At 69.5% G+C, this 23,033-nt stretch carries 25 protein-coding genes; 13 read left to right on the plus strand and 12 right to left on the minus strand.

Annotated features, from left to right (window positions below; genetic code table 11):
- Nucleotides 1–31: 31 nt before the first annotated feature.
- Genes A9977_RS29325 through flgB form a run of 3 tightly spaced genes read right to left on the minus strand, consistent with a single transcriptional unit; the run spans nt 32 to nt 1,561 of the window.
- Nucleotides 32–709, minus strand: a complete 678-nt coding sequence (locus tag A9977_RS29325) for a flagellar hook assembly protein FlgD (protein WP_183028331.1) — start codon at nt 707–709, stop codon at nt 32–34.
- 7 nt (nt 710–716) lie between these two features.
- Nucleotides 717–1,121 (minus strand): flagellar basal body rod protein FlgC, encoded by a 405-nt coding sequence (gene flgC / locus A9977_RS29330; RefSeq protein ID WP_183028332.1) that lies wholly within the window; start codon nt 1,119–1,121, stop codon nt 717–719.
- Between the two features lie 2 nt (nt 1,122–1,123).
- A complete protein-coding gene (flgB, locus tag A9977_RS29335; RefSeq protein ID WP_183028333.1) occupies nt 1,124–1,561 on the minus strand; it encodes a flagellar basal body rod protein FlgB in 438 nt (145 codons plus the stop codon).
- Nucleotides 1,562–1,771: 210 nt separating this feature from the next.
- On the opposite strand from flgB, the gene flgA reads away from it, so the two are divergent.
- The 3 genes from flgA to A9977_RS29350 all read left to right on the plus strand — a co-directional run bounded on the left by flgA (nt 1,772) and on the right by A9977_RS29350 (nt 3,294).
- Nucleotides 1,772–2,533: a flagellar basal body P-ring formation chaperone FlgA gene (flgA, locus tag A9977_RS29340; protein WP_183028334.1), complete on the plus strand. Its 762-nt coding sequence runs from the start codon at nt 1,772–1,774 to the stop codon at nt 2,531–2,533.
- A gap of 102 nt (nt 2,534–2,635) precedes the next feature.
- Nucleotides 2,636–2,935, plus strand: coding sequence for a flagellar biosynthesis anti-sigma factor FlgM (gene flgM, locus A9977_RS29345; protein WP_183028335.1), 300 nt, complete (start codon nt 2,636–2,638; stop codon nt 2,933–2,935).
- Nucleotides 2,936–2,937: 2 nt separating this feature from the next.
- The gene (locus tag A9977_RS29350; protein WP_183028336.1) at nt 2,938–3,294 is read left to right on the plus strand and encodes a hypothetical protein; all 357 of its coding nucleotides are present in this window, start codon (nt 2,938–2,940) and stop codon (nt 3,292–3,294) included.
- A gap of 50 nt (nt 3,295–3,344) precedes the next feature.
- Here A9977_RS29350 and A9977_RS29355 read toward each other — a convergent pair whose 3' ends face one another.
- The 8 genes from A9977_RS29355 to flhD form a co-directional block, all read right to left on the minus strand.
- Entirely contained in the window at nt 3,345–4,070 is a 726-nt protein-coding gene (locus A9977_RS29355) for an RNA polymerase sigma factor FliA (protein ID WP_183028382.1), read from the minus strand.
- 54 nt (nt 4,071–4,124) lie between these two features.
- Complete coding sequence (gene flhF, locus A9977_RS29360; RefSeq protein ID WP_183028383.1) at nt 4,125–5,510, minus strand: flagellar biosynthesis protein FlhF; 1,386 nt, start codon at nt 5,508–5,510, stop codon at nt 4,125–4,127.
- A 95-nt stretch (nt 5,511–5,605) separates the two neighbouring features.
- Complete coding sequence (gene flhA, locus A9977_RS29365; protein WP_183028337.1) at nt 5,606–7,687, minus strand: flagellar biosynthesis protein FlhA; 2,082 nt, start codon at nt 7,685–7,687, stop codon at nt 5,606–5,608.
- The gene (locus A9977_RS29370; protein ID WP_183028338.1) at nt 7,684–8,832 is read right to left on the minus strand and encodes a flagellar biosynthesis protein FlhB; all 1,149 of its coding nucleotides are present in this window, start codon (nt 8,830–8,832) and stop codon (nt 7,684–7,686) included. The genes flhA and A9977_RS29370 overlap by 4 nt, the downstream gene beginning before the upstream one ends.
- Nucleotides 8,833–8,915: 83 nt before the next feature.
- Nucleotides 8,916–9,872, minus strand: coding sequence for a flagellar motor protein MotB (gene motB / locus A9977_RS29375; RefSeq protein ID WP_183028339.1), 957 nt, complete (start codon nt 9,870–9,872; stop codon nt 8,916–8,918).
- Nucleotides 9,873–9,881: 9 nt separating this feature from the next.
- Nucleotides 9,882–10,739 carry a flagellar motor stator protein MotA gene (motA, locus tag A9977_RS29380; protein ID WP_183028340.1) on the minus strand — a complete coding sequence of 286 codons (858 nt, stop codon included), beginning with the start codon at nt 10,737–10,739 and terminating at the stop codon, nt 9,882–9,884.
- 104 nt (nt 10,740–10,843) lie between these two features.
- Nucleotides 10,844–11,383, minus strand: a complete 540-nt coding sequence (gene flhC / locus A9977_RS29385) for a flagellar transcriptional regulator FlhC (RefSeq protein WP_183028341.1) — start codon at nt 11,381–11,383, stop codon at nt 10,844–10,846.
- 31 nt (nt 11,384–11,414) lie between these two features.
- Nucleotides 11,415–11,747 carry a flagellar transcriptional regulator FlhD gene (gene flhD / locus A9977_RS29390; protein WP_183028342.1) on the minus strand — a complete coding sequence of 111 codons (333 nt, stop codon included), beginning with the start codon at nt 11,745–11,747 and terminating at the stop codon, nt 11,415–11,417.
- Between the two features lie 559 nt (nt 11,748–12,306).
- On the opposite strand from flhD, the gene A9977_RS29395 reads away from it, so the two are divergent.
- The 4 genes from A9977_RS29395 to A9977_RS29410 all read left to right on the plus strand — a co-directional run bounded on the left by A9977_RS29395 (nt 12,307) and on the right by A9977_RS29410 (nt 15,846).
- Entirely contained in the window at nt 12,307–13,467 is a 1,161-nt protein-coding gene (locus A9977_RS29395; RefSeq protein WP_183028343.1) for a flagellin, read from the plus strand.
- Between the two features lie 119 nt (nt 13,468–13,586).
- The gene (gene fliD, locus A9977_RS29400) at nt 13,587–15,017 is read left to right on the plus strand and encodes a flagellar filament capping protein FliD (RefSeq protein ID WP_183028344.1); all 1,431 of its coding nucleotides are present in this window, start codon (nt 13,587–13,589) and stop codon (nt 15,015–15,017) included.
- A gap of 83 nt (nt 15,018–15,100) precedes the next feature.
- Nucleotides 15,101–15,514, plus strand: a complete 414-nt coding sequence (fliS, locus tag A9977_RS29405) for a flagellar export chaperone FliS (RefSeq protein ID WP_183028345.1) — start codon at nt 15,101–15,103, stop codon at nt 15,512–15,514.
- A gap of 32 nt (nt 15,515–15,546) precedes the next feature.
- Entirely contained in the window at nt 15,547–15,846 is a 300-nt protein-coding gene (locus A9977_RS29410) for a flagellar protein FliT (RefSeq protein ID WP_183028346.1), read from the plus strand.
- Between the two features lie 160 nt (nt 15,847–16,006).
- Here the strand turns inward: A9977_RS29410 and fliE are convergent, their stop codons facing one another.
- The gene (gene fliE, locus A9977_RS29415) at nt 16,007–16,312 is read right to left on the minus strand and encodes a flagellar hook-basal body complex protein FliE (RefSeq protein WP_183028347.1); all 306 of its coding nucleotides are present in this window, start codon (nt 16,310–16,312) and stop codon (nt 16,007–16,009) included.
- 150 nt (nt 16,313–16,462) lie between these two features.
- Here fliE and fliF point away from each other — a divergent pair, with 150 nt between their 5' ends.
- From fliF to A9977_RS29445, 6 genes are read left to right on the plus strand one after another with little or no spacing between them, the layout of a single operon-like run.
- Nucleotides 16,463–18,208 carry a flagellar basal-body MS-ring/collar protein FliF gene (gene fliF / locus A9977_RS29420; protein ID WP_183028348.1) on the plus strand — a complete coding sequence of 582 codons (1,746 nt, stop codon included), beginning with the start codon at nt 16,463–16,465 and terminating at the stop codon, nt 18,206–18,208.
- A gap of 9 nt (nt 18,209–18,217) precedes the next feature.
- The gene (gene fliG / locus A9977_RS29425; protein ID WP_183028349.1) at nt 18,218–19,213 is read left to right on the plus strand and encodes a flagellar motor switch protein FliG; all 996 of its coding nucleotides are present in this window, start codon (nt 18,218–18,220) and stop codon (nt 19,211–19,213) included.
- A gap of 12 nt (nt 19,214–19,225) precedes the next feature.
- Nucleotides 19,226–19,894, plus strand: coding sequence for a FliH/SctL family protein (locus tag A9977_RS29430; RefSeq protein ID WP_183028350.1), 669 nt, complete (start codon nt 19,226–19,228; stop codon nt 19,892–19,894).
- Complete coding sequence (gene fliI / locus A9977_RS29435; protein ID WP_183028351.1) at nt 19,884–21,275, plus strand: flagellar protein export ATPase FliI; 1,392 nt, start codon at nt 19,884–19,886, stop codon at nt 21,273–21,275. The genes A9977_RS29430 and fliI overlap by 11 nt, the downstream gene beginning before the upstream one ends.
- Nucleotides 21,276–21,309: 34 nt before the next feature.
- Nucleotides 21,310–21,771 carry a flagellar export protein FliJ gene (locus tag A9977_RS29440; protein ID WP_183028352.1) on the plus strand — a complete coding sequence of 154 codons (462 nt, stop codon included), beginning with the start codon at nt 21,310–21,312 and terminating at the stop codon, nt 21,769–21,771.
- The gene (locus A9977_RS29445) at nt 21,771–22,991 is read left to right on the plus strand and encodes a flagellar hook-length control protein FliK (RefSeq protein ID WP_183028353.1); all 1,221 of its coding nucleotides are present in this window, start codon (nt 21,771–21,773) and stop codon (nt 22,989–22,991) included. Before A9977_RS29440 ends, A9977_RS29445 begins: the two co-directional genes overlap by 1 nt.
- Nucleotides 22,992–23,033: the final 42 nt, after the last annotated feature.

Below are 23,033 nucleotides of genomic sequence, written 5' to 3' on the forward strand. Positions count from 1 at the left end.
GAGGAATGCTCCTGGAAATGAAGGGGCGCGTTCAGAGGACCGAACGCACGCTGGCGTACGGCTTGACGCCAGCCGCGAGCAGGGTGAGGGTGAGGCCGTCGGTGCCGCTGCCGACCGCGACCACCTTGTCGTGCATCAGCGGGGTGGCCTCGACGGTGGCCGAGCCGTTGGTGGCCACGACCTTGAAGTTGAGCTCGGTGTCTTCGGGGTACTTGCTGGCATCGACGCTGAAGCCGTGCTGGCCGGCCTCGAGCGCGCCCAGCGAGAGCGTGTCGATCACCTTGCCGCCCGGCGTGAGCACCTGCACCTCGACCTTGCTGGCCTTGCCCGCGAGTTCGATGGCGCCGATGCCGGTCTTGCCTTCGCTGTCGAAGGCCAGCTTGTTGCCTTCGATGAGCACGCCGTGGCCGACCAGGTTGCCGGCCTGCAGCACCTGCATCGCGCCCATCTGCGTGGACATGCTCTTCATCGTGTCGTTGAGCTGCTGAATGCCGGTGACCGTGTTGATCTGCGCGATCTGCGAGGTCATCTGCGCGTTGTCCATCGGGTTCATCGGGTCCTGGTTGCTCAGCTGCGCGACCAGCAGCTTGAGGAAACGGTCCTGGGCCTCGGTCGAGCCGGTGGTGGTCAGCGACGAACCGTCGGCGCTGCTCGTGGGCTTGTAGGTGGCGGTGCCGGCGAGGCCGGAAGTGGCGGTGGTGGCGGTCATGGGGTGCTCACTGGCCGATCTGCAGCGTCTTGAGCAGCAGCGTCTTCGCCGTGTTCATGACTTCGACGTTGTTCTGGTACGAGCGCGAGGCGGAGATCATGTTGACCATCTCCTCCACCGCGTTCACGTTGGAGTGCGTCACGTAGCCCTGGGCATCGGCCATCGGATTGACCGGGTCGTGCACCTTGCGCCCCGGGGCCTGGTTCTCGGTGACCGCGTCGACGCGCACGCCGGGGGCGTTGTCCGCGCCCATGGCCACGGTCTGGAACACCACCTGGCGCGCCTTGTAGGGCTGGCCGTCGGGGCCGGCCACCGCATCGGCGTTGGCCAGGTTGCTGGCCACCACGTTGAGGCGCTGCGATTGCGCGCTCACCGCGCTGCCCGAAATTCCGAAGATGGAGAACATCGACATGGTCATTGGCCCTGGATGGCCGCGAGCATCGTCTTGCCGTGGCCGTTGATGAAGCGCAGCGTGGCTTCGTAGCGCACCGCGTTGTCGGCGAAGGCGGCGCGTTCGCGGTCGAGGTCCACGCTGTTGCCGTCCATCGTGGGCTGGGTCTGCACCGTGTAGTCGCGCGGCAGGCTGCTGCCGCCGAGCGCGGCGCTGCTGCCCGGGTTGGCGCCCAGCGGGATGTGGCGCGCGTCGCTGCGGCCGCTGGCCAGGGCCGGGCCGGCCACACCGGCCGTGCTGCCGGTGGCGTCCTTGAGCGCATCCGCAAAGGCGAAGTCGCGTGCCGCGTAGCCGGGCGTGTCGGCGTTGGCGATGTTGCCGGCGATGGCACGCTGGCGTTCGGCGCGCAGCACCAGGGCCTTCGAATGGAAGTCCAGCGTGTTCGTCAGTTTGTCCAGCATGTGTGGGTCCTCGCAATCGCACAGGGCCCAGTCCGGGCCGTGCGGAAATTGTGAAAGCGCGGGCCGTGCGGGAAGGGCCGAGAAAAGGGGGGATTCGCGGCCTGTTCCCGGCTTAGTCCGGCGCCGCTCTGCCTACAGTTGCCTGCACCTTCGATCCACCGTTGCCTGTCCATCGTCTTCCCTGACGACGGCCGTGCCGGGAGCCCTTCCATGCCTTTGTCCTCGCCTTCCATTTCCTCGCTGCGCGCGCGCGTGCAGTGCGGCCTGCTGGCGGCCGCGCTGTGCATCGCGCTGCCCGCCGCGGCCCAGCAGGCGCCCTCGGACGGCGCGCTCGTCGGCCCCGAGTTCGTGGCCAGCACCCAGCACTGGCTGGACGAGGCCGTGGCCAAGGCGCAGGCCGGCAACCCTGCGCCGCTGCGCATGGAAGTGAGCATTGGCTCGCTCGATTCACGGCTGCGGCTCGCGCCGTGCTCGCGCGTCGAGCCCTATGTGCCGGTGGGCGTGCGGCTCTGGGGCCGCGGCCGGTTGGGCCTGCGCTGCGTCGAGGGCGGCGGCCGCTGGAACGTGTTCCTGCCGCTGACCGTCAAGGCCTTCGGCCCGGCCTGGGTGCTGCGCGACAACGTGCTGGCCGGCGCGGTGCTGACCGAGGCCGATGCCGTCGAGGAGGAAGTCGACTGGGCCGCCGAGCTCTCGCCCGTGGTGGCCGATCCGGCCCAGTGGGTCGGCACGGTCGCCAGCCGCGCGCTGGTCGCGGGCCAGCCGATCCGCCAGTCGATGGTCAAGGCCGCGCAGGCCTTCCAGGCCGGCTCCCAGGTGCGGGTGGTGGCGCAGGGGCCCGGTTTCGAGATCAGTTCCGACGCCCAGGCGCTGGCCGCCGGCGTGGTCGGCCAGCCGGTGCGCGTGCGCATGGAGAATGGCCGCATCACGCAGGGCGTGGTGCTGGACACGCGCACCGTGCGGCTGGCCATGTAGGGCCATCTTTACAAAAGACCGCCGCAAAAAGAATTCAAGTTTCCATCCGCCCCGCCGAAACCCATGGAACGACCCCGACGAATGGGGTCACTGGAGTCAGCGATGAAGATCAATCCACTGAACGATGCCGCGCTGGCGGCAGCCGCCCTCGGCGCCGCCCGGCCCGAGCGCTCGGCCGCAGGCGTGGGCACCCAGGGCGCCACCGGCGCGGGCGTGCCCGTCACCGTGTCGGCCGCCGCGCGTTCGCTGGAAGTGACTTCCGCCGGCAGCGGGATCGACGAAGCCAAGGTGGCGGCCGTCAAGGCGGCCATCGCCAACGGCAGCTTCACCGTGAACCCCGGTGCCATCGCCGACAAGCTCCTGGCCAATGCCCAGGAAGTCCTGAGCCGCACCCGGAACTGAACATGCCCGACACCCGTGAATCCGTGGAACTGCTGCTGAGCGACGTCGAGCAGCAGCTCGACGCCGTCGATGCCGCGCTGCTCGACAGCGATCCTTCGCGCATGGGCGAGCTCTGCGCCGGCGTGCGCCGCGCGGCGATCGCCTTCTCGGGCGCGCTGCAGGCCGCGCTCTCGGCCGAGGCCTTCGACACCGGCTTCCGCGGCCGCATCGAGGCCGTGGCCCGCCGCCTGGCGCTGCAGCGCGAGGGCCTGGCCCGGCGCAGCGCGTCGGTCGATCGCCTGTTGGCCTCGCTGGTGCGTCCGGCGCCCAGCCCCACCTATTCGATGCCCAACGCGCGAGGCATGGCACTGGGCCACTGAACGCAGCGACGATCTTCCGATCGTCGTCCGAAGGCCTCGCCCCAGTGCTTTCAGTGTGATCGCATCTTGGCGCGCAGCCGTGCGATCGACTGGCTGTGCAGCTGGCACACGCGTGATTCGGTCACGCCCAGCACCGCCGCGATCTCCTTGAGGTTCATGTCCTGCTCGTAGTACATGCCCATGATGAAGCGCTCGCGCTCGGGCAGGGCCTCGATGGCCGCCACCAGCGCGGCGCGCAGGCGCTGGTCCTTGAGCAGGCTCAGCGGATCGGCCTCGGCGTCGGCCACGTTGGCGTGGCGTTCGAGAAAGCCTTCGTCGTCGCCGTCGGTGCCGCCGCCCATGTCCTCCAGGTACACCAGCTGCGTGCCGCGCACCCGCCCCAGCAGCGACTGGTAGTCGGCCAGCGGCATCTTGAGTTCGGCCGCGATCTCGGACTCGACCGGCGCGCGGCCCAGCCGGTGTTCGAGCCGGTGCACCGCCTTCTCGATGTCCTTCTGGCTCTTGCGCGAGCCGCGTGAGAGCCAGTCGCCTTCGCGCAGCTCATCGAGCATCGCACCGCGGATACGCTGCGTGGCGAAGGTCTCGAACTGCACGCCCTGGCTGGCCTCGTAGCGCGAGAGCGCATCGGCCAGCCCGATCATGCCGACCTGGATCAGGTCGTCGACCTCCACGTTGGGTGGCAGCTTGGCGATCATGTGATGCGCCAGCCGCTGCACCAGCGGCACGTATTGCTTGATCAGCGCATCCCGGTCGAGATGGCCGCGTGGTGTGTACATCTGTGCAGAGAAAGTGGCTGCATGCATGGTCGGTTCAGCTCCGGGCCGCGGGCCTCACACGGCGCATGCGGCAGGCGAGAAGAAGAAGTCCATGTCGGCGGTGCGCGGGTCGAAGGGCGAGCGCTGCGCCGCGCGCATCGAGCTGCGCACCAGCGCCTCGGCGTCGGGCGCCTGCCAGTCCTCGGGAATGCGCTGGCCGTCGCCCACGCCGCGCAGCTGGAACTGGTGGCGGATCAGCACGTCGAGTGCCGGGCCGAGCTTGGAGGCCTCGTCGATCTTGGTCAGCACGGCCTGCTGCGTGCCGCCCGGCTTGAAGGCGGTCGCGATGTCGTCGAGCGTGTCGCCGTGCGCGCCGGCGTTGAGCACCAGCACGCGCTGGATCGCGGGCAGGTCCAGCAGGTCGAGCAGCTCGCGGCGGCGCAGGTCGCGCGGCGCGATGCCGGCCGTGTCGATCAGCACCAGGCGCTTGCCCGACAACAGGCCCAGCATCTCCTGCAGTGCGGCGCGGTCGTGCGCGAGGTGCGCCACCACGCCCAGGCCGCGGCCATAGGCGCGCAACTGTTCGTGCGCGCCGGCGCGGTGGGTGTCGAGCGTGATCAGGCCCACGCTGCTGGTGCCGTGCTGGCGTGCGCACTGCGCCGCCAGCTTGGCGATGGTGGTGGTCTTGCCGACGCCGGTGGCGCCGATCAGCGCGAACACGCCGCCTTCCTCGGGAATCGTCGGCGCATCGGCCACGATGGGCAGCATGCGCTGCAGCGCGTCCATCACCGCGCGCACCGTGTCGCCGACGTCGATGCCGCAGGCAATGGGCTCGAGCACCGAGCGGGCGAGCGTGGGCGAGTAGCCCGCGCGCACCAGCTTGAGCATCAGGTTGGAGTGGATCGGGTCCTGCCGCGCCTGGCCCAGCCAGGCCAGCGTATTGAAGCGCTCCTCCATCAGACGCTTGAGGCTGTCGAGCTCGTCGAGCACGACACGCGACGTGTCGGGGGCCGCCGGTGCGGCGACGGGCGCGGCGGGCGCTTCGATCGGTGCCGGCACCGCAACGGCCAGCGGCGCGGCGACGGCGGCACGCGGCGCGGGCAAGGGCCTGTCTTCGCGCGGCACGGCGGCCGGCGCCGGCTGGCCGTGCTGGCGGCGCAGCATGCGCTCGCGCACATAGTCCTGGAAGGACAGCGTGCTCATCGCCAGCTGTTCGACGTCGGCCTGCACGCCGTCTTCCGCCACCGGCGTCGGCGCGGCCTCGGCCGTGGCCGCGGCTTCGGCCACCGGGGCCTCGATGGGCGTCTCCAGCGGTGCCAGCGCCTCTTCGGTCGCGGCCATCACCTCGACGCCGGTCGGCACCTGGCGGTTCGACAGGATCAGCGTCGCGTCGCCGAAGGCGGCGCGTGCCAGGGCCAGGGCCTCGCGGGCGGTCGGGGCGTGGAAGCGCTGGATGTTCATGCGGCTCATGGATGGGTCCTCCGTGCGGCGTGTTGCGGCGCCAGCGGTCTGCAAAGGTGGGGTGTCGGTGCGATCGGGTGTGGTGTCCATGGCGGTCATGCGCCAGCGCCACGCAGGATCGGCCCGATGCGGATCGTGTGGGTTTCAGGGATCTCGCTGTGCGCCAGCACCTGCAGCCGCGGCGCCGCGCGCTTGACCAGGCGCGCGATGGTGCTGCGGATCGCGTCGGGCACCAGCAGGCAGGCGGGCACGCCTTTCTCTTCCTGCTTGAGCGCGACCTCGGCCGCGGTGCGCGTGAAGACCTCGGCCACGCCCGGGTCGAGCGAGGGCGCCTGCGCATTGCCCAGTGCCTGCATCAGCAGTCGTTCGAAGCCGGGTTCGATGGCGATCACGTCGAGCTCCTTCACCGGGCCGTATATCTGCTGCACGATGGCCGGCGCCAGCGCGGTGCGCACGCGGCGCGCGAGTTCCTGCGGGTCGGTGGTGCTGCCTGCGTGCTCGGCCAGCGTCTCGACGATGGTGCGGATGTCGCGGATGTTCACGGATTCGTCCAGCAGCAGCTGCAGCACCTTCTGGAAGGTGGCGATCGGCACCAGCTTGGGCACGACTTCCTCGATCAGTTTGGGCGCCAGCTTGCTCACGTGTTCCACCAGTTGTTGTGTCTCGGTGCGGCTCAGCAGTTTTGCGGCCTGCACCTGCATCAAATGTGACAGGTGGGTCGCCATCACGGTCTCCGAATCAACGACCGTGAAACCGCCCATTTGTGCGGCTTCCTTCTGGCGTTCCTCGATCCAGTGCGCGGGCAGGCCGAAGGCCGGGTCGGTGGTCGGCGTGCCGATCAGCGGCGTGGTCAGGCCACCCGGATTGATCGCCAGGTACATGCCCGGAAAGGCCTCGCCCTCGGCCACCACCACGCCGCGCAGGGTCACGCGGTAGCCGCTGGGCTTGAGCTCGAGGTTGTCGCGCACGTGCACGGCCGGAGGCAGGAAGCCCACCTCTTGCGCGAACTTGCGGCGCACGCCCTTGATGCGCGTGAGCAGGTCGCCCTGGCGGTTCTTGTCGACCAGCGCGATCAGGCGGTAGCCCAGCTCCAGGCCCAGCAGGTCGACCGGCTGCAGGTCGTCCCAGGTGGCTTCGGCATCGGGCGCGGGGGCCGCGTGGACCGCCGCGGCCTCGACCGGCGCGGGCCGCCGGTGGATGCTCCAGGCGCCATAGCCCAGCAGCGCGGCCATGCCCAGGAACACCACGTGCGGCATGCCCGGCACGATGCCCAGCAGGCCGAGGATGCCGGCCGTCAGGCCCAGCACGCGCGGCGAGGTCAGCAGCTGCTGCACGATCTGCTTGCCCACGTCCTCCTCGCGGCCCACGCGCGAGATCACCATCGCCGCGGCCACCGAGATCAGCAGCCCGGGGATCTGCGCCACCAGGGCATCGCCCACGGCCAGCAGCACGTAGGTGTCGGCGGCCTTGCCGGGCGACAGGCCGTGCTGCAGCACGCCGATGGCGAAGCCGCCCACGATGCTGATGACCAGGATCAGGATGCCGGCGATGGCGTCGCCGCGCACGAACTTCGAGGCGCCGTCCATCGAGCCGAAGAAGTTGGCTTCTTCCGCGACTTCGGCGCGCCGGCGGCGGGCTTCCTTCTCGTCGATGTTGCCCGAGTTGAGGTCGGCATCGACCGCCATCTGCTTGCCCGGCATCGCGTCGAGCGTGAAGCGCGCCGACACTTCGGCGATGCGCTCCGAGCCCTTGGTCACGACCACGAAGTTGATCACCACCAGGATCGCGAACACGATCAGGCCCACCGCGAAGTTGCCGCCGATCAGGAAGTGGCCGAAGGCCTCGATCACCGCGCCGGCCGCGCCCGGGCCGGTGTGGCCCTCGAGCAGCACCACGCGGGTGGAGGCCACGTTGAGCGACAGCCGCATCAGCGTGGTCAGCAGCAGCACGCTGGGGAAGGCGGCGAAGTCCAGCGGCCGCACCATGTAGGCCGCGACCATCATCACCATCAGCGCGACCGCGATGTTGAGCGTGAAGAAGCCGTCGAGCAGCCAGGGCGGAATCGGCAGCACCATCAGCGCCAGGATCGCGATCACCAGCAGCGGTGCGGCGGCGCGCTGGAACACGCCGCCGTTCGTGCCCAGCCAGTGGCGGGCGGAGGCGAGGGTCGGGGTCATGGGGCGGGCTTCTTCTTGTTCAGCGGATCGAGTTCGGGCGGCACCTCGGGATCGGGCACGGCCTTGGGCATCGGGCCTTCACCGCGCAGCGCGGCCTTGAGGCGGTAGACATAGGCCAGCACCTGCGCCACCGCGGTGAACAGGCTGGCCGGAATGGCCTGGTCGATCTCGGCATGCGCGTACAGCGCGCGCGCCAGCATGGGCGACTGCACCACCGGGATCCTGTGTTCGTTGGCGATCTCGCGGATCTTCATGGCCAGCACGTCGGCGCCCTTGGAGATCACCTGCGGCGCGCTCATCGTCGCCTCGTCGTAGCGCAGCGCCACCGCGAAGTGGGTCGGGTTCATCAGGATGAAGTCGGCGCGCGGCACGGCCGTGATGCTGGCGCGCTGCGAGATCTCGCGCGCGGTGCTGCGCTGGCGGCCCTTGGTGTGCGGGTCGCCGTCGGATTCCTTGTGCTCCTGCTTGATCTCCTGGTGCGACATCTTGAGCTTGGCGCGGTGGAAGAAGGCCTGCAGCGGCACGTCGACCACGGCGGTCGCGAACACCACTAGCAGCACCAGGCTCAGGCCCGAGACCAGCCAGTCGCCCAGCGCGCGCAGCGCCGAGGGCGAGGGCTGCAGCACCAGCCGCGCGATGGTGTCGAGCGAGTGGCTGATGAACAGCCAGCCCACGAAGGCCATCAGCGCCGAAAGAAACACCAGCTTGGCGACGTTGAACAGCTGCTGCTTGGTGAACAGGTTGGACAGGCCCGAGAGCGGATTCAGCCGGTTGAAGTCCGGCGTGATCGATTTGGTGCTGGCCACCCAGCCGCCCGCGGCGATCGCGCTCACCACCGCGGCCGTGACCACGATGGCCGCGAAGGCGGTGCACAGCAGCAGGCCCAGGCCGGCGAAGCTGCCCAGGCGCTGGAGCATCGCGCCGGGCTCGGTCAGCGTCGCGTGGTCGAACACCAGCGCCAGCGCCAGCGCCGCGCGCAGCTGCTCGAAGCCCGTGGGCGCCAGCAGCAGCAGGGCCACCGCGCCGGTGCCCACCACCGCCAGGTGCGAGAGGTCGCGCGAGCGCGCGGCCTCGCCGTCCTTGCGCGCCTGGTCCAGCTTGCGCTGGGTGGCGGGGAGTTGGCGGTCCTGGCTGCTGGATTCCATGGCGGTGCGTCGTGCGTTGCCAAGGATTGTCCGCAGCGCAGGCGGAATCTAAAGCGCGATAAGGCGGGGGAAAGCGGCGTGTTTCACTGCGCCGCGGGCGTCTTCGCGTCGCGCGCGATCTGTTCCTGGATCGCCTTCACCGCGTCGTTGCCTTCGATGCGCCCGCCGCCGAACAGCCGCGACTCGGCCTCGCGCGTGAGCACCGTCACGCTGATGCGGCGGTTGATGGGCGCGAGCCTGTTGTCCTTGTCGAGCAGGTCGCTGGCCGCGAGGCCGACCACGCGCACCAGCTTGTCGTCGGGCATGCCCGCGCCCACCAGCTCGCGCCGCGAGGCGTTGGCGCGGTCGGCCGAGAGCTCCCAGTTGCCGTAGCCGCGGTCGCCGTTGCCGTAGGGCGCGGCGTCGGTGTGGCCGGCCAGGCTCACGCGGTTCTCGATGCCGTTGAGCGCGGTGCCGATCTCGTGGAGGATGTCGCGCATGTAGGGCTTCACCAGCGCGCTGCCGCTGTCGAACATCGGGCGGTTCTGCTCGTCGACGATCTGGATCTCCAGCCCGTCGACCGTGACCTGCAGCCGGATCTGCGAGCGGTAGTCGCGCAGCTTGGGGTTGGCCTCGATCAGCGCCTCGATCTTGGCGCGCAGCGCCGACATGCGGCGCGCGTCCTGGCGCGCCTGCTCGATCTTCTGGCTGTCCTGCGCCAGGGTGGAGGTCTGCTTGCCCGGCGCGTCCGACTGCTTGACCTGGCCGTTGGTGCGCGTCAGGTCCTTGCCGCCGCCGGTCACGATGCTCGCGCTGCTGCCCGAACCGGGACCGCCCGCCATCTCGACCTTGAGCGGCGAATGGAAGTACGAGGCGATGCCCTGCAGGTCGCCCTTGGCGGTCGAGCCCAGCAGCCACATCAGCAGGAAGAAGGCCATCATGGCCGTCACGAAGTCCGCGTACGCGATCTTCCAGGCGCCGCCATGGTGGCCGTGCGAGACCTTCTTGACCCGCTTGATGATGATGGGCTGCAGCTTCTTGCTGCCTTGCGACGTCGCCATGTCAGGTCATCACTTCTTTTTGACGTACGTTTCCAGCTCGGTGAAGCTGGGGCGCTCCGTCGTGAACAGCACCTTGCGCCCGAACTCGATCGCGGTCGTCGGGTTGTAGCCCTGCATGCTCGCGAGCAGCGTGCTCTTGATGCACTGCAGTTCCTTGGTGCCGTCCTCGGCCTTCTGCTCGAGCAGGCCGCCCAGCGGCTCGACGATGCCGTAGGCCAGCAGGATGCCCAGGAAGGTGCCGACCAGCGCCGAGCCGATCATCGCGCCCAGCACCGCGGGCGGCTGGCCCACCGAACCCATGGTGTTGACCACGCCCAGCACGGCCGCCACGATGCCGAAGGCCGGCAGGCCGCCGGCCAGGCGCGCGATGGCGGCCACCGGCGCATGCGATTCGGCGTGGTGGGTCTCGATCTCGCTTTCCATCAGCGACTCGATCTCGTGCGCGTTGAGGTTGCCCGACACCATCATGCGCAGGTAGTCGGTCATGAACTCGACGATGTGGTGGTCGCTGCCCAGCTTCGGGTACTTCTGGAACAGCGGCGATTCGGCCGGCGACTCGACGTCCTTCTCGATCGACATCAGGCCGTCCTTGCGCGCCTTCTGCAGGATGTCGTAGAGCAGCGCCATCAGCTCGAGGTAGCGCGCCTTGGTGTACTTCGAACCCTTGAAGGCCTGCGGCAGCATCTTCAGCGTGCCCTTGAGCACCTTGGGCTGGTTGTTCACCACGAAGGCGCCGAGGGCGCCGCCGCCGATCACCATCAGCTCGATCGGCAGGGCGTGCAGCACCACGTCGATGTTGCCCCCGTGGATGATGTATCCACCGAAGATGCAGCCGAGGGCGACGAGGTAACCGATGATGACGAACATGGCGCGGTCTGGGATTCAATGGCCCCCATTGGGCCTGGGGAAGCGGGTGGACGGTCCATGAATAAGGGCCCTCGAAGGGCCCTTATTCCTTTCTTAGCGGCGCCTCACTGAAGCGGCGCGCTGGCGGCGGCGGCGCCCTTGCCGGCGCGTGCCGGCGGCTCGCACAGGCCGCACACGAAGTGGCGCGTGTTCTCGTAGGGCTCGGTCACGAAATGGCCGCCGCACTTGGAGCAGGGCGTCATCGCGAGCATCTTGTTCTCCATGAAGCGGACCAGGCGCCAGGCGCGCGTGATCGACAACTGCGGTTCGAGCCCGCAGGTCTGGATCTGCTCGGTGTAGAGCTGGAAGGCCTTGATCAGCGCGTCGATGGGCTCGAGCGGGCTGGTCTTCATCAGGTGCGTGTAGATGTTCTGGAACAGCGAGGCATGGATGTTCGGCTGCCAGGTCAGGAACCAGTCGGTCGAGAAGGGCAGCTGGCCCTTCGACGGCGACTTGCCCGCGACTTCCTTGTAGAGGCGCAGCAGGCGTTCGTAGGAAAGCTCGGTCTCGCTTTCCAGCACCTGCAGGCGGGCGCCCATCTCGATCAGGCTGACGGCGCGCTCGATCTGGCGCGACTCGTTGCGAATGCTTTTTTGCGTGGCCATGTGCGCGGCGTCTTGCTTTCGGTGGCGGTGGTCAGAACGCCGTCTCGGCGAAGCGGCTCGACATCAGGATGCTGGCGTGCAGCCGCGTGGTCGATTCGTTGACCGTGCGCGTGGCCACGGTCTGGTTGGTGAGCAGGTTCCACACCATGTCGTCGCCGGCGCGGAAGCGGCACAGCAGCATGGTGTCGGAGGCCAGCTTCATGACCTGCGCCGGCGACAGCATCTCGATCAGCTCGGCGGATTCTTCCGAGATGCCGAGCCGGAACAGGGCCTGGGCCTTGTCCTGCCGGATCAGGTTCTGCGCCAGCATCAGGTAGGTGAGGTTGGCTTCCTTGATCTCCGCCAGCATCTGTTCGCTCGTCATCTGCATCCCTTTTCAGGCCCGGGGCCCAGTCATTCGATGGGCTCGATTCTGGAGGGAGTAACAAAATCTTTAATAGGTAAATTTCTGTAAACAGATGTTTTTTCGCTGACAGCCTTGCAAGGGAAATTCCTACGTCAGAAGTATGCATTTCAGTCTTTTAAACGCTAAAGAACTACTTTTTCTTCGGCGATGAAAAAGTGAAAGCAATCCTAGGTATTCACTATTTTCCGGGTCGACAGGGCATGCCTGCGAGGCTGTAGGGCGGCGATCCCTGCGTTGCGAGGTCGGTTTTCGTGACTTTGTTACAGCCCTGTCGCAGCCTGTTGCGAGCCGCCAACGCGCACGACCCGGCGGCGAGCCGATGACGTTGAGCGCCCCCGATACCGCACCGCCGATTTCTTGAGGGTGGAATGCAAAAAATAAAAGCCTCAAGCGCAGGCCTCAAGCACCCGAAAACCACCCATCGGGCCACACAACGCGGTTCGACCGGCGGCCAGTGTCATCGACTGGCATTGGCAGCGATGCCGCAACTCAACGTTCTTCTTCAGGAGTTTCCATCATGGCTTCGATCATCAACACCAACATCAGCTCCCTCAACGCCCAGCGCAACCTGATGAGCAGCCAGAACTCGCTGGCCACCTCGATGCAGCGCCTGTCGTCGGGCCTGCGCATCAACAGCGCCAAGGACGACGCCGCCGGCCTCGCCATCTCGGAACGCATGACCGCGCAGATCAAGGGCCTGACCCAGGCCGGCCGCAATGCCAACGACGGCATCTCGCTGGCGCAGACCGCTGAAGGCGCACTGGGCACCATCGGCAACAACCTGCAGCGCATCCGCGAACTGGCGGTGCAGTCGCGCAATGCCACGAACTCGACCGACGACCGGGCCGCGCTGCAGAAGGAAGTGATCCAGCTCAAGAGCGAAATCGACCGCGTGGCAACGCAAACCTCGTTCAACGGCACCAAGCTGCTGGATGGCAGCTTCACGGCACAGAGCTTCCAGGTCGGCGCGAACCAGGGCGAGACCATTTCCATCGCCGGCATCGCCAACTCGACCACGGCCAGCCTCGGCAGCTGGACCTCGGGTGCCACAACCACCTATACGCAAACCACTGCTTCGGCGGTCGCCACCGCGCCTGGCAGCTCGTTCTCGATGTCGATCAACGGCGTGAACATCGCTGCCCCGGGCCAGGCCGATGCGGCCGGTGCGGCCACCGCGCTGAAGACCTACTTCGATGCGGCCAAGGCGGCCAACCCCAGCGCATTGGCCAACGTGTCGATGGCCGCCGACGGCAAGATCACCTCGACCGATGCGACGCTGACGATCTCCAACCTCGTCAACGTCGGCGGCGTGACCGCCGGCACGACGAACGGCGCGGCCACCGTGGTGGCCGGCACCCCGCAGACCGGCATCGGCGGCGTGGACATTTCTACCCAAGCCGGTGCCGACAATGCGCTGCTGGCCATGGACGCCGCACTGAAGTCGGTGAACTCCTCGCGCGCCGACCTCGGTGCCATCCAGAACCGTTTCGAATCGGTGGTGTCGAACCTCGCGACCACGGCTGAAAACCTGACCGCCTCGCGCAGCCGCATCCAGGACGCGGACTTCGCGGCCGAAACCGCCAACCTGTCGCGCTCGCAGATCCTGCAGCAGGCCGGCACCGCGATGGTGGCCCAGGCCAACCAGCTGCCGCAGACCGTGATGTCGCTGCTGCGCTGATCGCCGATAAGGCGTGAACAGGGGGCTCTTCGCGGGCTTCCTGAGCGTTTCACTCCAGGGCGGCGAACGGACAATTCCGTTCGCCGCCTTTTCGCTTGGCGCGTACACGGAGAACACCAATGGCAATCACATCGACAGGCCTGGGCAGCGGGCTCGAGGTCGAGAACATCATCACGCAGCTGATGGCGCTCGAGAAGAAGCCGCTGACTTCGCTGCAGACCAAGGCCAGCACGATCGACAGCAAGATCTCGGCCTTCGGCACGGTGAAGTCGCAGCTCTCGACCCTGTCCGATGCGGTGACGGCCTTGTCGAAGGCCTCGACCTGGAACGCCAAGACGGTCAGCTCCAGCAACGCCGCGGCGGTGTCGGCCACGGTGGCCAATGGCACCAATGCGTCGGTGAGCTCGTTCAGCGTGACCGTCTCGCAGCTGGCGCGCACCCAATCCATCTCCTCGGCCCCCGTGGCCAACGGCGCGACCGTGGGCAGCGGTACGCTGACCTTCTCGCTGGGCACCTGGAGCGCCGGCGCCACGCCGGCCTTCGCGCAGGGTGCAACCACCGCCGTGTCGGTCGACATCGCCGCCACGGACACGATGGCCGACATCGCCTCCAAGATCAACAAGGCCGGTGCCGGCGTGACCGCCACCGTGCTCAAGGACGTCTCGGGGGACCGGCTCATGATGCGTTCGAGCGTCACCGGCGAGGCCACGGGCTTTCGCGTGACGGCGAGCGACGACAGCGTCGGCCTGGATGCGCTGACCTTCGACAATCCTGCGGCCGCTGCCGGGATGGCGGCCAACCCCGTCCAGTACGGCCAGAACGCCAAGGCCGCGATCAATGGCGTCGAGATCGAGTCGGCGAGCAACACGCTGGCCGAGACCCTGCCGGGCCTGACGCTCACGCTGTCGCAGGTCACGACCGGGCCGGTGGAGATCACGGCGACGACCGACACCAGCGGCATGCGCACCGCGATCAACACCTTCGTGACCGCCTACAACGCGATGAACCAGATGCTCAACAGCGCGACCAAGTACGACGCGGCGACCAAGACCGCCGCGCTGCTGCAGGGCGACGCCACCACCACCGGCCTGCAGGCCGCGCTGCGCAGCCTGGTCGGCTCGCCCTCGGGCGGCGGCGCGCTGCAGTACCTGTCGGATGTGGGCGTGTCCATCGCGCGTGACGGTGCGGGCAACCTCTCGGTCGACACCGTCAAGCTCGACAAGGCGCTCAAGAACCCCGATGCGGTGAAGCAGTTCTTCTCGGCCGAAGCCGGTGCCGACCCGAGCGCCACGGGTTTCGCCACGCGCTTCGCGGCCTTCACCCAGGCTGCCATCGGTGCCGACGGCACGCTGACCGTCAAGACCGATGCGCTCGACGTGCAGAAGAAGGCCAACACCAAGGACCAGGAGCGCGTGAGTGACCGGCTGAGCCTCACCGAGACCCGGCTGCGCAAGCAGTACACCGCGCTCGACACGCAGATGAGCAAGCTCACCGCACTCAACACCTACGTGGCGCAGCAGATCGCGCAATGGAACAAATCCACGAGCTGAAAGCCCTGAAAAGGACAAAAGGCCGTTGATTTTCCTCGCCCGATGCCGATAACAAAGACAAGAACCGCAAAGGACACATCGCCATGTACACCCCTCCCCACCTCCGCGCAGCCTCGGCCTACAAGACGGTCGGCGCCCAGTCCAGCGTCGACGGTGCCGATGCGCACCAGCTCATCGTGCTGGTGTTCGATGGCCTGCTGCAGGCCGTCAATGCGGCACGCGGTGCGTTGACGCGCGGCGAGGTGGCGTTGAAGGGCGAGCAGATCCAGCGCGCGGTGCGCCTGCTCGAGGAAGGCCTCAAGGGCGGCCTGGACATGGCGCGCGGCGGCGCGCTGGCCAGCCAGCTGCGCGCGCTGTACGACTACTGCATCGAGCGGCTGACCCATGCCAACCTGCGCAACGACGGCGAGGCATTGGCCGAAGTCGTGCGCCTTGTCACGCCGGTCGCCGAAGGCTGGAAGGAAATGGGTCGTCAGCGCAGCGTCCAGCCGGCATGATGCGGCTGCAGCTTCGCACGGAGTCTTTTGTCATGCAGGACCGCTTGCTCAACTACTACACGGCCATCGAGGAAGCGAGCCGCCAGATGCTCGAGGCCGCGCGCCGCGAGGACTGGGATGCGGTCGTGCGCTGCGAAGGTGTTTGTGCGGTGCTGATCGAGCAGTTGCGCTTCAAGGCCCGCACCGAAGAACTCCCCCGCGAAGACCGCGCCGAGAAGATGCGCGTGATGCAGCGCATCCTGCGCCACGACGCCGAGATCCGCACCCTGGCCGAACCCTGGCTGTCGCAGTTCGACCAGCTGCTCGACGGCAAGCTGCAGGTCATTCACTGAGCACAGGCTGAAGACACCAACGACAAGGGCGCCAGAAGGCGCCCTTGTCGTTTCCAGCAGCGCTTCCAGCGCGCTCCCATTCCAGAGACACCGCAGAACCGGCTTCGCCGGGCTGCTGGTGTCGCCCCCTGGGGGGAGGCGCCGAAGGCGCTTCGGGGGGTCAGACCTGCATATTCATGATGTCGGAATAAGCCTGCACCATCCGGTTGCGCACATGCAGCGTGGCCTGGAAGCCGATCTGGGCCTTCTGGATCGCGACCATGGTCTCTTCCAGGCTGACGGCCGGGTTCTCCATCTGCACCTCGCGCTGCAGCCGCGTGGCCTCGTTCTGCGAGGCGCTGACGGCGTTGAGCGCGCCCGACAGCGCACCGGCGAAGCCGCTGTCCTGCGGGGACTGCGCGGCGCGGGCCGGGCCGGCCGGGCGGGCGGTGATCGGGGCGGTGACGGGAGAGAGGCGGAGGTCCATGGCCTGAATGCTAGGGCGGCGCGGCGCGGGCGATCGCCGGGAAATGGGTGGGAAAGCAGCGCTTTATCGGCCTTATGTTTCGGGGGGTGGCCCGAATAATCGGCAGCGGGAAGCCACCGGGCTTCCGCCTGTCGCCTACCGATCGAGCCCATGTCCGCTGTTGCCGAACTTCCTGCCGCCGCTCTCTCCGCGCCGCCCGCACCCTGGGCCGGCCGGCTCGCCGCGCTCGATCGCCGCCAGCGCATGCGCCTGGCCGTGGGGGCGGTGGTGCTGGTGGCCATCGCCATCGCCGCGATCGTGCTGGGCCGCCAGCCCGATTGGCGCGTGCTCTACGCCAACCTGAGCGACAAGGACGGCGGCGCGGTGGTGGCGCAGCTCGCGACCATGAACGTGCCCTACAAGTATTCCGAAGGCGGCGGCGCGGTGATGGTGCCCTCCGACAAGGTGCACGACGTGCGCCTGCGCCTGGCCTCGCAGGGCCTGCCCAAGGGCTCGGTGGCGGGCTTCGAGCTGATGGAGAACAACCGCTTCGGCATGACGCAGTTCCAGGAGAAGCTGAGCTTCCAGCGCGGCCTCGAAGGCGAGCTGACGCGCTCGATCCAGGCCCTGGGCTCGGTGCAGAGCGCGCGCGTGCACCTGGCGCTGCCCAACCAGAACGGCTTCTTCCGCGAGCAGCAGAAGCCCTCGGCTTCGGTGCTGCTGAGCCTCTACCCCGGCCGCGTGCTCGAGCGCAGCCAGATCGCGGGCATCGTGCACCTGGTGGCCTCCAGCGTGCCCGAGCTCAGCCCCGGTGCGGTGAGCGTGCTAGACGACAGCGGCAAGCTGCTGTCCAACACCGGCGACGGCCCTGGCGGCGCGGCGGGCGCGGTCGACGGCCAGCAGCTGGCCTACGTGCAGCAGCTCGAACAGCAGTACACGCGCCGCATCCTCGACATCCTCGAGCCGGTGGTCGGACGCCAGAACGTGAAGGCCCAGGTCACGGCCGACGTCGATTTCTCGCAGACCGAAGCCACCTCGGAAGAACACCGGCCCAACCTCGCGGCCGACGCCAGCGCGGTGCGCAGCCAGCAGACCGTCGAGAGCCATGGCGCCGCGGCGGCCGGCGCGGCGGCCGCCACGGGCGTGCCCGGCGCGACCTCCAACCAGCCGCCCGCGCCGCCGTCGGCACCGATCAACGGCGCGGCCGCGCCGCTGGCCCCGACCGGCACCGCGGCCGCCACGCCCGATGCCGCCAAGGCGCCGGGCAAGCGCGAGTCGATCATCAACTACGAGGTCGACAAAACGGTGAAGACCGTGCGTGGCGCGACCGGCCAGATCCGCCGCCTGAGCGCCGCGGTGGTGGTCAACTACCAGAGCATCGCCGACGCCCAGGGCAAGGCCAGCGCCACCGCGCTCACGCCGCAGCAGATCGAGCAGATGACCGCGCTGATCCGCGAGACCATCGGCTTCAACAAGGAACGCGGCGACTCGGTCAACCTGATGAACACGCCCTTCCTGGTCGATGCGAGCACGCCGGTCGACCTGCCGCTGTGGAAGCGCCCCGAGGTGCTGGACCTGGTGCGCAGCTTCGCCTGGCCCGTGGGCCTGGCGGTGATCGGCCTGATCGTGCTCTTCGGCCTGGTGCGCCCGGGCATGAAGGCGATCGCGGTCGCGGCACCGGTGGCGCCCGCGCTGGTGCCGCTGCCCGGCGCGCAGCTCAACGCGATGGTGGCCGAGACGCCGCTGCGGCCCGCGCTCGCCTCGCCCGAAGCGGCACAGGCGCTGCCCTCGCCCTCGCAGGAAGTGCCCGAGCAGGCGCGGCTGGAAGGCGCGCGCCAGATGGCGCGGCAGAACCCGGTGGCGGTGGCCAACATCGTGAAGAGCTGGGTCAACGGCGATGCCGCCGCGGGAGCCTGACGCGTGGCCATGGACGAACAAGGACTCAACGACGCGGCGGTCCTGCTGATGTCGCTCGGCGAAGAGGAGGCCGGCCAGGTGCTGCGCCATCTCTCGCCGCGCGAGGTGCAGAAGATCGGCGAGACCATCGCCAAGACCCGCGCCGTCTCGCGCGAACGCCTGGGCGAGGTGGCCGACCGCTTCATCGCCGCGACCGCAGGCCAGAGCCTGTTCGCGGCCGACACCGGCGACTACGTGCGCTCGATCATGCAGCGCGCGCTGGGCGACGAGAAGGCCACCATCCTGGTCGACCGCATCCTGCAGGCGCCCGACCTGAGCGGCATCGAGAACCTCAAGTGGATGGACGCGCCCTCGGTGGCCGAGGTGCTCAAGGTCGAGCACCCGCAGATCGTCGCCGCCATCCTGGTGCACCTCGAGCCCGAGCATGCCTCGGCCATCCTGGTGCAGCTGCCCGAGTCGCAGCGCGCCGAGGTGCTGCTGCGCGTGGCCACGCTGGAAGGCATCCAGCCCGCGGCGCTGGAAGACCTCAACGAGGTGATGTTCCGCGTGCTGCAGGGCGGCGCCAAGATCCGCAAGGCCTCGCTGGGCGGCGCCAAGACCGCCGCCGGCATGATCAACATGCTGGGTGCGGGCATCGACACCCAGGCCATCGACGCGATCCGCGTGCACGACCCCGAGCTGGCGCAGCAGATCGCCGACCTGATGTTCGTCTTCGACGACGTGATGAAGCTGGACAACAAGTCGCTGCAGCTGGTGCTCAAGGAAGTGGCGTCGGAAACGCTGATCGTCGCGCTCAAGGGCGCGGCCCCGGCGCTGCGCGAGAAGTTCCTGGCCAACATGTCCTCGCGCGCGGCCGAGGCGCTGCGCGAAGACCTCGAATCGCGCGGCCCGCTGCGGCTGTCGGAAGTCGAGGCGCAGCAGAAGGAAATCCTCAAGGCGGTGCGGCGCCTGGCCGACGAAGGCCAGATCGTGCTGGGCGGCGGCGCCGACGGCGGCTTCGTCTAAGGAAGGCAGGCGATGCGCGGCACCTTCATCCCCAGCGAGGACATCGCCGGCTTCTCGCGCTGGCAGTTCGCCACCGTCGGCCCCACGGGCGAGCCGCAGGGCGGCATCGCCGACCCGGCCGCGCTGCAGGAGGCGCAGGACCAGGGCTTCGCCGAAGGTCATGCGGCCGGCCGGGCCGAGGCGCTGGCGCAGGCACGTGCCGAGATGGACGCCTACATCGCCACCCAGGGCCGCGACACCGCGCAGCGCCTGGCGGCGTTGCTGGCCGCGGCCGAGGCCGGCCTGGCCGAGGCGCAACAGGACATCGCGCGCGGCACCCTGGAGATCGCCTGCGCGCTCGCGCGCCAGGTGCTGCGCCACGAACTCGCGACGCAGCCGCTGGCGCTGGAGCCCGTGGTGCGCGAGGCCATCGAACTGCTGCGCGCCGACGGCAGGAGCGCCTGCGTGCGCTTGGCGCCGGCCGACTTCGAGGCGCTCGATGCGCACCTGCGCGCCGAGTTCGCGGGCCAGGCCATGAGTGTGGTCTCCGACGCCTCGGTGGCGCCCGGCGACTGCCGCGTCGAATCCGCGGGCGCGGTTGTCGACGGCGGTGTGGCCACGCGCTGGTCGCGCGCGGTCGCGAGCCTGGGGCTGGCGATGCCGTGGCAGGACACACCGGAGGACGGCCCGCATGCCGCCTGAACGCGCCGCGTGGCAACGTTTCATGGGCGACGCGCGTGCGCGCGTCGAGCAGGCGCCCGGGCTCGAGGTGCAGGGCACGCTCACGCGGCTGGCCGGCCTGGTGCTGGAGGCCACGGGCATCCGCTCGCCGGTCGGCTCGCAGTGCCTGGTGCGCATGGGCGCGCAGCCGCCGGTGCTGGCCGAGGTGGTGGGCTTCGCCAGCGACCGCGCCTTCCTGATGCCCGCGGGCGACGTGCACGGCCTGTCGAGCGGCGCCAGCGTGACGCCGGCCGCGCCCTATGTGCCGGTGCCGCGCCTGGGCGAGCCCGAACGCGAGGTCTCGATGCGCATGGGCGCGCTGCGGCTGCCGCTGGGCCCGGGGCTGCTGGGCCGGGTGGTCGACCCGCAGGGCCGCCCGCTCGACCACCAGGGCCCGATGAACGACGTGACGGCCGAGCCGCTGGACCGCCAACCGATCAACGCGATGGACCGCGACCCGGTGCGCGAGCCGCTGGACACCGGCGTGCGCGCCATCAACGCGCTGCTCACCGTGGGTCGCGGCCAGCGCATCGGCCTGTTCGCGGGCTCGGGCGTGGGCAAGAGCGTGCTGCTGGGCATGATGGCGCGCTACACCGAGGCCGACGTGATCGTGGTCGGCCTGATCGGCGAGCGCGGCCGCGAGGTCAAGGAATTCATCGAGGACATCCTGGGCGAGGAGGGCCGCGCGCGCTCGGTGGTGGTGGCGGCGCCGGCCGATGCGCCGCCGCTGCTGCGCATGCAGGGCGCGGCCTATGCGACCGCCATCGCCGAGCACTTCCGCGACCAGGGGCGGCATGTGCTGCTGCTGATGGACTCGCTCACGCGTTACGCGATGGCGCAGCGCGAGATCGCGCTGGCCATCGGCGAGCCGCCGGCCACCAAGGGCTACCCGCCCTCGTGCTTCGCCAAGCTGCCGCAGCTGGTGGAACGCAGCGGCAACGGCCTGCACGGCGTGGGCTCGATCACCGCCTTCTACACCGTGCTGTCCGAAGGCGACGACCAGCAGGACCCGATCGCCGACGCGGCGCGCGCGATCCTCGACGGCCACATCGTGCTGTCGCGCGGGCTGGCCGAGGAGGCGCATTTCCCTGCCATCGACATCGAGCAGTCGGCCTCGCGCGTGATGCACAACGTGGTCGCGCCCGCGCACCTCGATGCGGCCCGGCAGTTCCGCGCCATCTATTCGCGCTACCGCAAGAGCCGCGACCTGGTGCGCCTGGGCGTCTACGTGCCCGGCAGCGATCCGGCGCTCGACGAGGCGATCCGGCTGCAGCCGGCGATGAGCGCCTTCCTGCAACAGAACATGCACGAGGGCGCGGCCTTCGCGCAGAGCATCGACGGCATGGCCTGGGCGCTGACATGACACCCGCCTGCCCGATGCACACCAAGGAGTCCGCATGTCCGGAATGAATGGATTGGAGCTTGCGCTGTCGCAGGCGCGCGACCGGCGCGACGCCGCGGCCCAGGTGGTGGCGCAGGCGCTGCAGGGCTGGACCGCCGCCAAGCAGCAGCTCGACCAGCTCGAGAGCTACGCCACCGAGTGCACCGAGCGCTGGGCGCGCCAGCAGGCGAACTGCATGCCCGAGATCATGCGGCACCACTACCAGTTCATGGCGCGGCTCACGCATGCGATCGGGCTGCAGACCGGCATCGTGGCCGACCACGGGCGCCAGGTCGAGCGCGCGTCGGTCGGTTCGCGCGCGGCCGAGGCGCGGCTCGAGAGCCTGCGCCAGCTGCTGGCGGCACGGCGCCACGACGAGCAGCTCACGCTGGAGCGGCGCGAGCAGAAGCAGTCCGACGAGCGCGCGGCGCTGCAGTACAGCCGGCGCCAGGGCAACCCGCTGGGCGGCTTCCTCTGATGGCGGTCGAAGGGCTTCGCACCGCCACGCCGGCGGCCGCGCCGGCGCCCGCCCGCGCAAAGCCATCGGCCGAGGCGGCCGACGGTACGGGTTTCGGTGCCGCGCTGGCGGCCTGCGAGCGCGTGGACGCGGCCACGGTGGAGAAGGAGGTCGACACGGCGACCGACACCGCTGCCGACACCACTGCGCCCGCCAAGGACAAGGAGACCGAAACCGGGACGGCCCCCGCGGTCGCCGTGGCGGTGGAAGCGCCGACCGGCGACGCGGCATGGCTGGCCCAGAGCGGTGGCGTGCCGCGCCTGCCGACCCTCGCGCCGTCGGCCACGCCGGGACCGACCGCGGCGCACGGTGTCGGGTCCGTGGGGACGGTCGACCGCAGCGTGAGCGCGCGCACGGCGTCGCCGGCGCAGCCCCTGGCGGCGAACGATGCCCCGACGCCGCCCGTGCATCCCGCACCTGCCACCGGGGTCCCCGCAGCCGACGTGCCCACGGCCGCCCCCGCCACCGCGCTGCTGTTGCAGCAGCAACGCATGGCACAGCGCGACGCGGCAGCGGCCACCGAGCCTTCCGCGCGCCAGACGCTCACGGCGCTGGTACAGCACCCGGGCGCCGAACTGCAGGCCCTGCCCGGCATGGGCCCGGGCCTGCTGTCGCCCGAGGCCCAGGGCCTGCCGCGCCGCTGGGAGCGCGCCACCGCATCGGCCGGCCCGGTCGCGGGCACCGGGCCGTCGCCGCTGGCCGGCGCCGATGCCTCGAACCCGTCGCCCTTCATGGCACCGGTCGATGCCGCGGCCGCCGGCGCGTCGCTGGGCCATCCGGGCCTGGCCGAGCGCATGACCGAGCAGGTGAGCTGGTGGATGGCGCAGAAGACCCAGGGCGCGGAGCTCAGCATGGCCCTCGACGGCCGGCCGGTGTCGGTGAGCGTGAAGCTGCAGGGCAACGAGGCGCAGGTGGTGTTCCGCAGCGACCAGCCCGAGGCGCGCCAGATGCTCGCGCAGGCCCTGCCCGAGCTCAAGCAGATGTTCGGCAACGAGGGCCTGCTGCTGTCGCAGGCCTCGGTCGGCAGCCAGGCCCGCGACCCGCAGGGGCAGGGCGGCCATCCCGCGCGGCCGCCGGGCAAGGGCCAGGCTTCGGTCGGCGCGGTCGATGCAGTCGACGTGCGGCCTCGGGTCATGGCGCTGCGCGCCGACGGCAGCCGTCCGCTCGACCTCTACGTTTGAGACCAAGCCGCCATAAGCGCGGCTTTTGCGCCGCTTTTCCCG

Origin of the sequence: Variovorax sp. UMC13 (genome assembly GCF_014170375.1) — a bacterium.
Taxonomy (GTDB): domain Bacteria; phylum Pseudomonadota; class Gammaproteobacteria; order Burkholderiales; family Burkholderiaceae_C; genus Variovorax.

Excerpts from the sequence above, each read along its gene's own strand:
- A9977_RS29325 (WP_183028331.1), bottom strand. The coding sequence starts at position 709 with ATGACCGCCACCACCGCCACTTCCGGCCTCGCCGGCACCGCCACCTAC.
- flgC (WP_183028332.1), bottom strand. The coding sequence starts at position 1,121 with ATGTCGATGTTCTCCATCTTCGGAATTTCGGGCAGCGCGGTGAGCGCG.
- flgB (WP_183028333.1), bottom strand. The coding sequence starts at position 1,561 with ATGCTGGACAAACTGACGAACACGCTGGACTTCCATTCGAAGGCCCTG.
- flgA (WP_183028334.1), top strand. The coding sequence starts at position 1,772 with ATGCCTTTGTCCTCGCCTTCCATTTCCTCGCTGCGCGCGCGCGTGCAG.
- flgM (WP_183028335.1), top strand. The coding sequence starts at position 2,636 with ATGAAGATCAATCCACTGAACGATGCCGCGCTGGCGGCAGCCGCCCTC.
- A9977_RS29350 (WP_183028336.1), top strand. The coding sequence starts at position 2,938 with ATGCCCGACACCCGTGAATCCGTGGAACTGCTGCTGAGCGACGTCGAG.
- A9977_RS29355 (WP_183028382.1), bottom strand. The coding sequence starts at position 4,070 with ATGTACACACCACGCGGCCATCTCGACCGGGATGCGCTGATCAAGCAA.
- flhF (WP_183028383.1), bottom strand. The coding sequence starts at position 5,510 with ATGAACATCCAGCGCTTCCACGCCCCGACCGCCCGCGAGGCCCTGGCC.
- flhA (WP_183028337.1), bottom strand. The coding sequence starts at position 7,687 with ATGACCCCGACCCTCGCCTCCGCCCGCCACTGGCTGGGCACGAACGGC.
- A9977_RS29370 (WP_183028338.1), bottom strand. The coding sequence starts at position 8,832 with ATGGAATCCAGCAGCCAGGACCGCCAACTCCCCGCCACCCAGCGCAAG.
- motB (WP_183028339.1), bottom strand. The coding sequence starts at position 9,872 with ATGGCGACGTCGCAAGGCAGCAAGAAGCTGCAGCCCATCATCATCAAG.
- motA (WP_183028340.1), bottom strand. The coding sequence starts at position 10,739 with ATGTTCGTCATCATCGGTTACCTCGTCGCCCTCGGCTGCATCTTCGGT.
- flhC (WP_183028341.1), bottom strand. The coding sequence starts at position 11,383 with ATGGCCACGCAAAAAAGCATTCGCAACGAGTCGCGCCAGATCGAGCGC.
- flhD (WP_183028342.1), bottom strand. The coding sequence starts at position 11,747 with ATGACGAGCGAACAGATGCTGGCGGAGATCAAGGAAGCCAACCTCACC.
- A9977_RS29395 (WP_183028343.1), top strand. The coding sequence starts at position 12,307 with ATGGCTTCGATCATCAACACCAACATCAGCTCCCTCAACGCCCAGCGC.
- fliD (WP_183028344.1), top strand. The coding sequence starts at position 13,587 with ATGGCAATCACATCGACAGGCCTGGGCAGCGGGCTCGAGGTCGAGAAC.
- fliS (WP_183028345.1), top strand. The coding sequence starts at position 15,101 with ATGTACACCCCTCCCCACCTCCGCGCAGCCTCGGCCTACAAGACGGTC.
- A9977_RS29410 (WP_183028346.1), top strand. The coding sequence starts at position 15,547 with ATGCAGGACCGCTTGCTCAACTACTACACGGCCATCGAGGAAGCGAGC.
- fliE (WP_183028347.1), bottom strand. The coding sequence starts at position 16,312 with ATGGACCTCCGCCTCTCTCCCGTCACCGCCCCGATCACCGCCCGCCCG.
- fliF (WP_183028348.1), top strand. The coding sequence starts at position 16,463 with ATGTCCGCTGTTGCCGAACTTCCTGCCGCCGCTCTCTCCGCGCCGCCC.
- fliG (WP_183028349.1), top strand. The coding sequence starts at position 18,218 with ATGGACGAACAAGGACTCAACGACGCGGCGGTCCTGCTGATGTCGCTC.
- A9977_RS29430 (WP_183028350.1), top strand. The coding sequence starts at position 19,226 with ATGCGCGGCACCTTCATCCCCAGCGAGGACATCGCCGGCTTCTCGCGC.
- fliI (WP_183028351.1), top strand. The coding sequence starts at position 19,884 with ATGCCGCCTGAACGCGCCGCGTGGCAACGTTTCATGGGCGACGCGCGT.
- A9977_RS29440 (WP_183028352.1), top strand. The coding sequence starts at position 21,310 with ATGTCCGGAATGAATGGATTGGAGCTTGCGCTGTCGCAGGCGCGCGAC.
- A9977_RS29445 (WP_183028353.1), top strand. The coding sequence starts at position 21,771 with ATGGCGGTCGAAGGGCTTCGCACCGCCACGCCGGCGGCCGCGCCGGCG.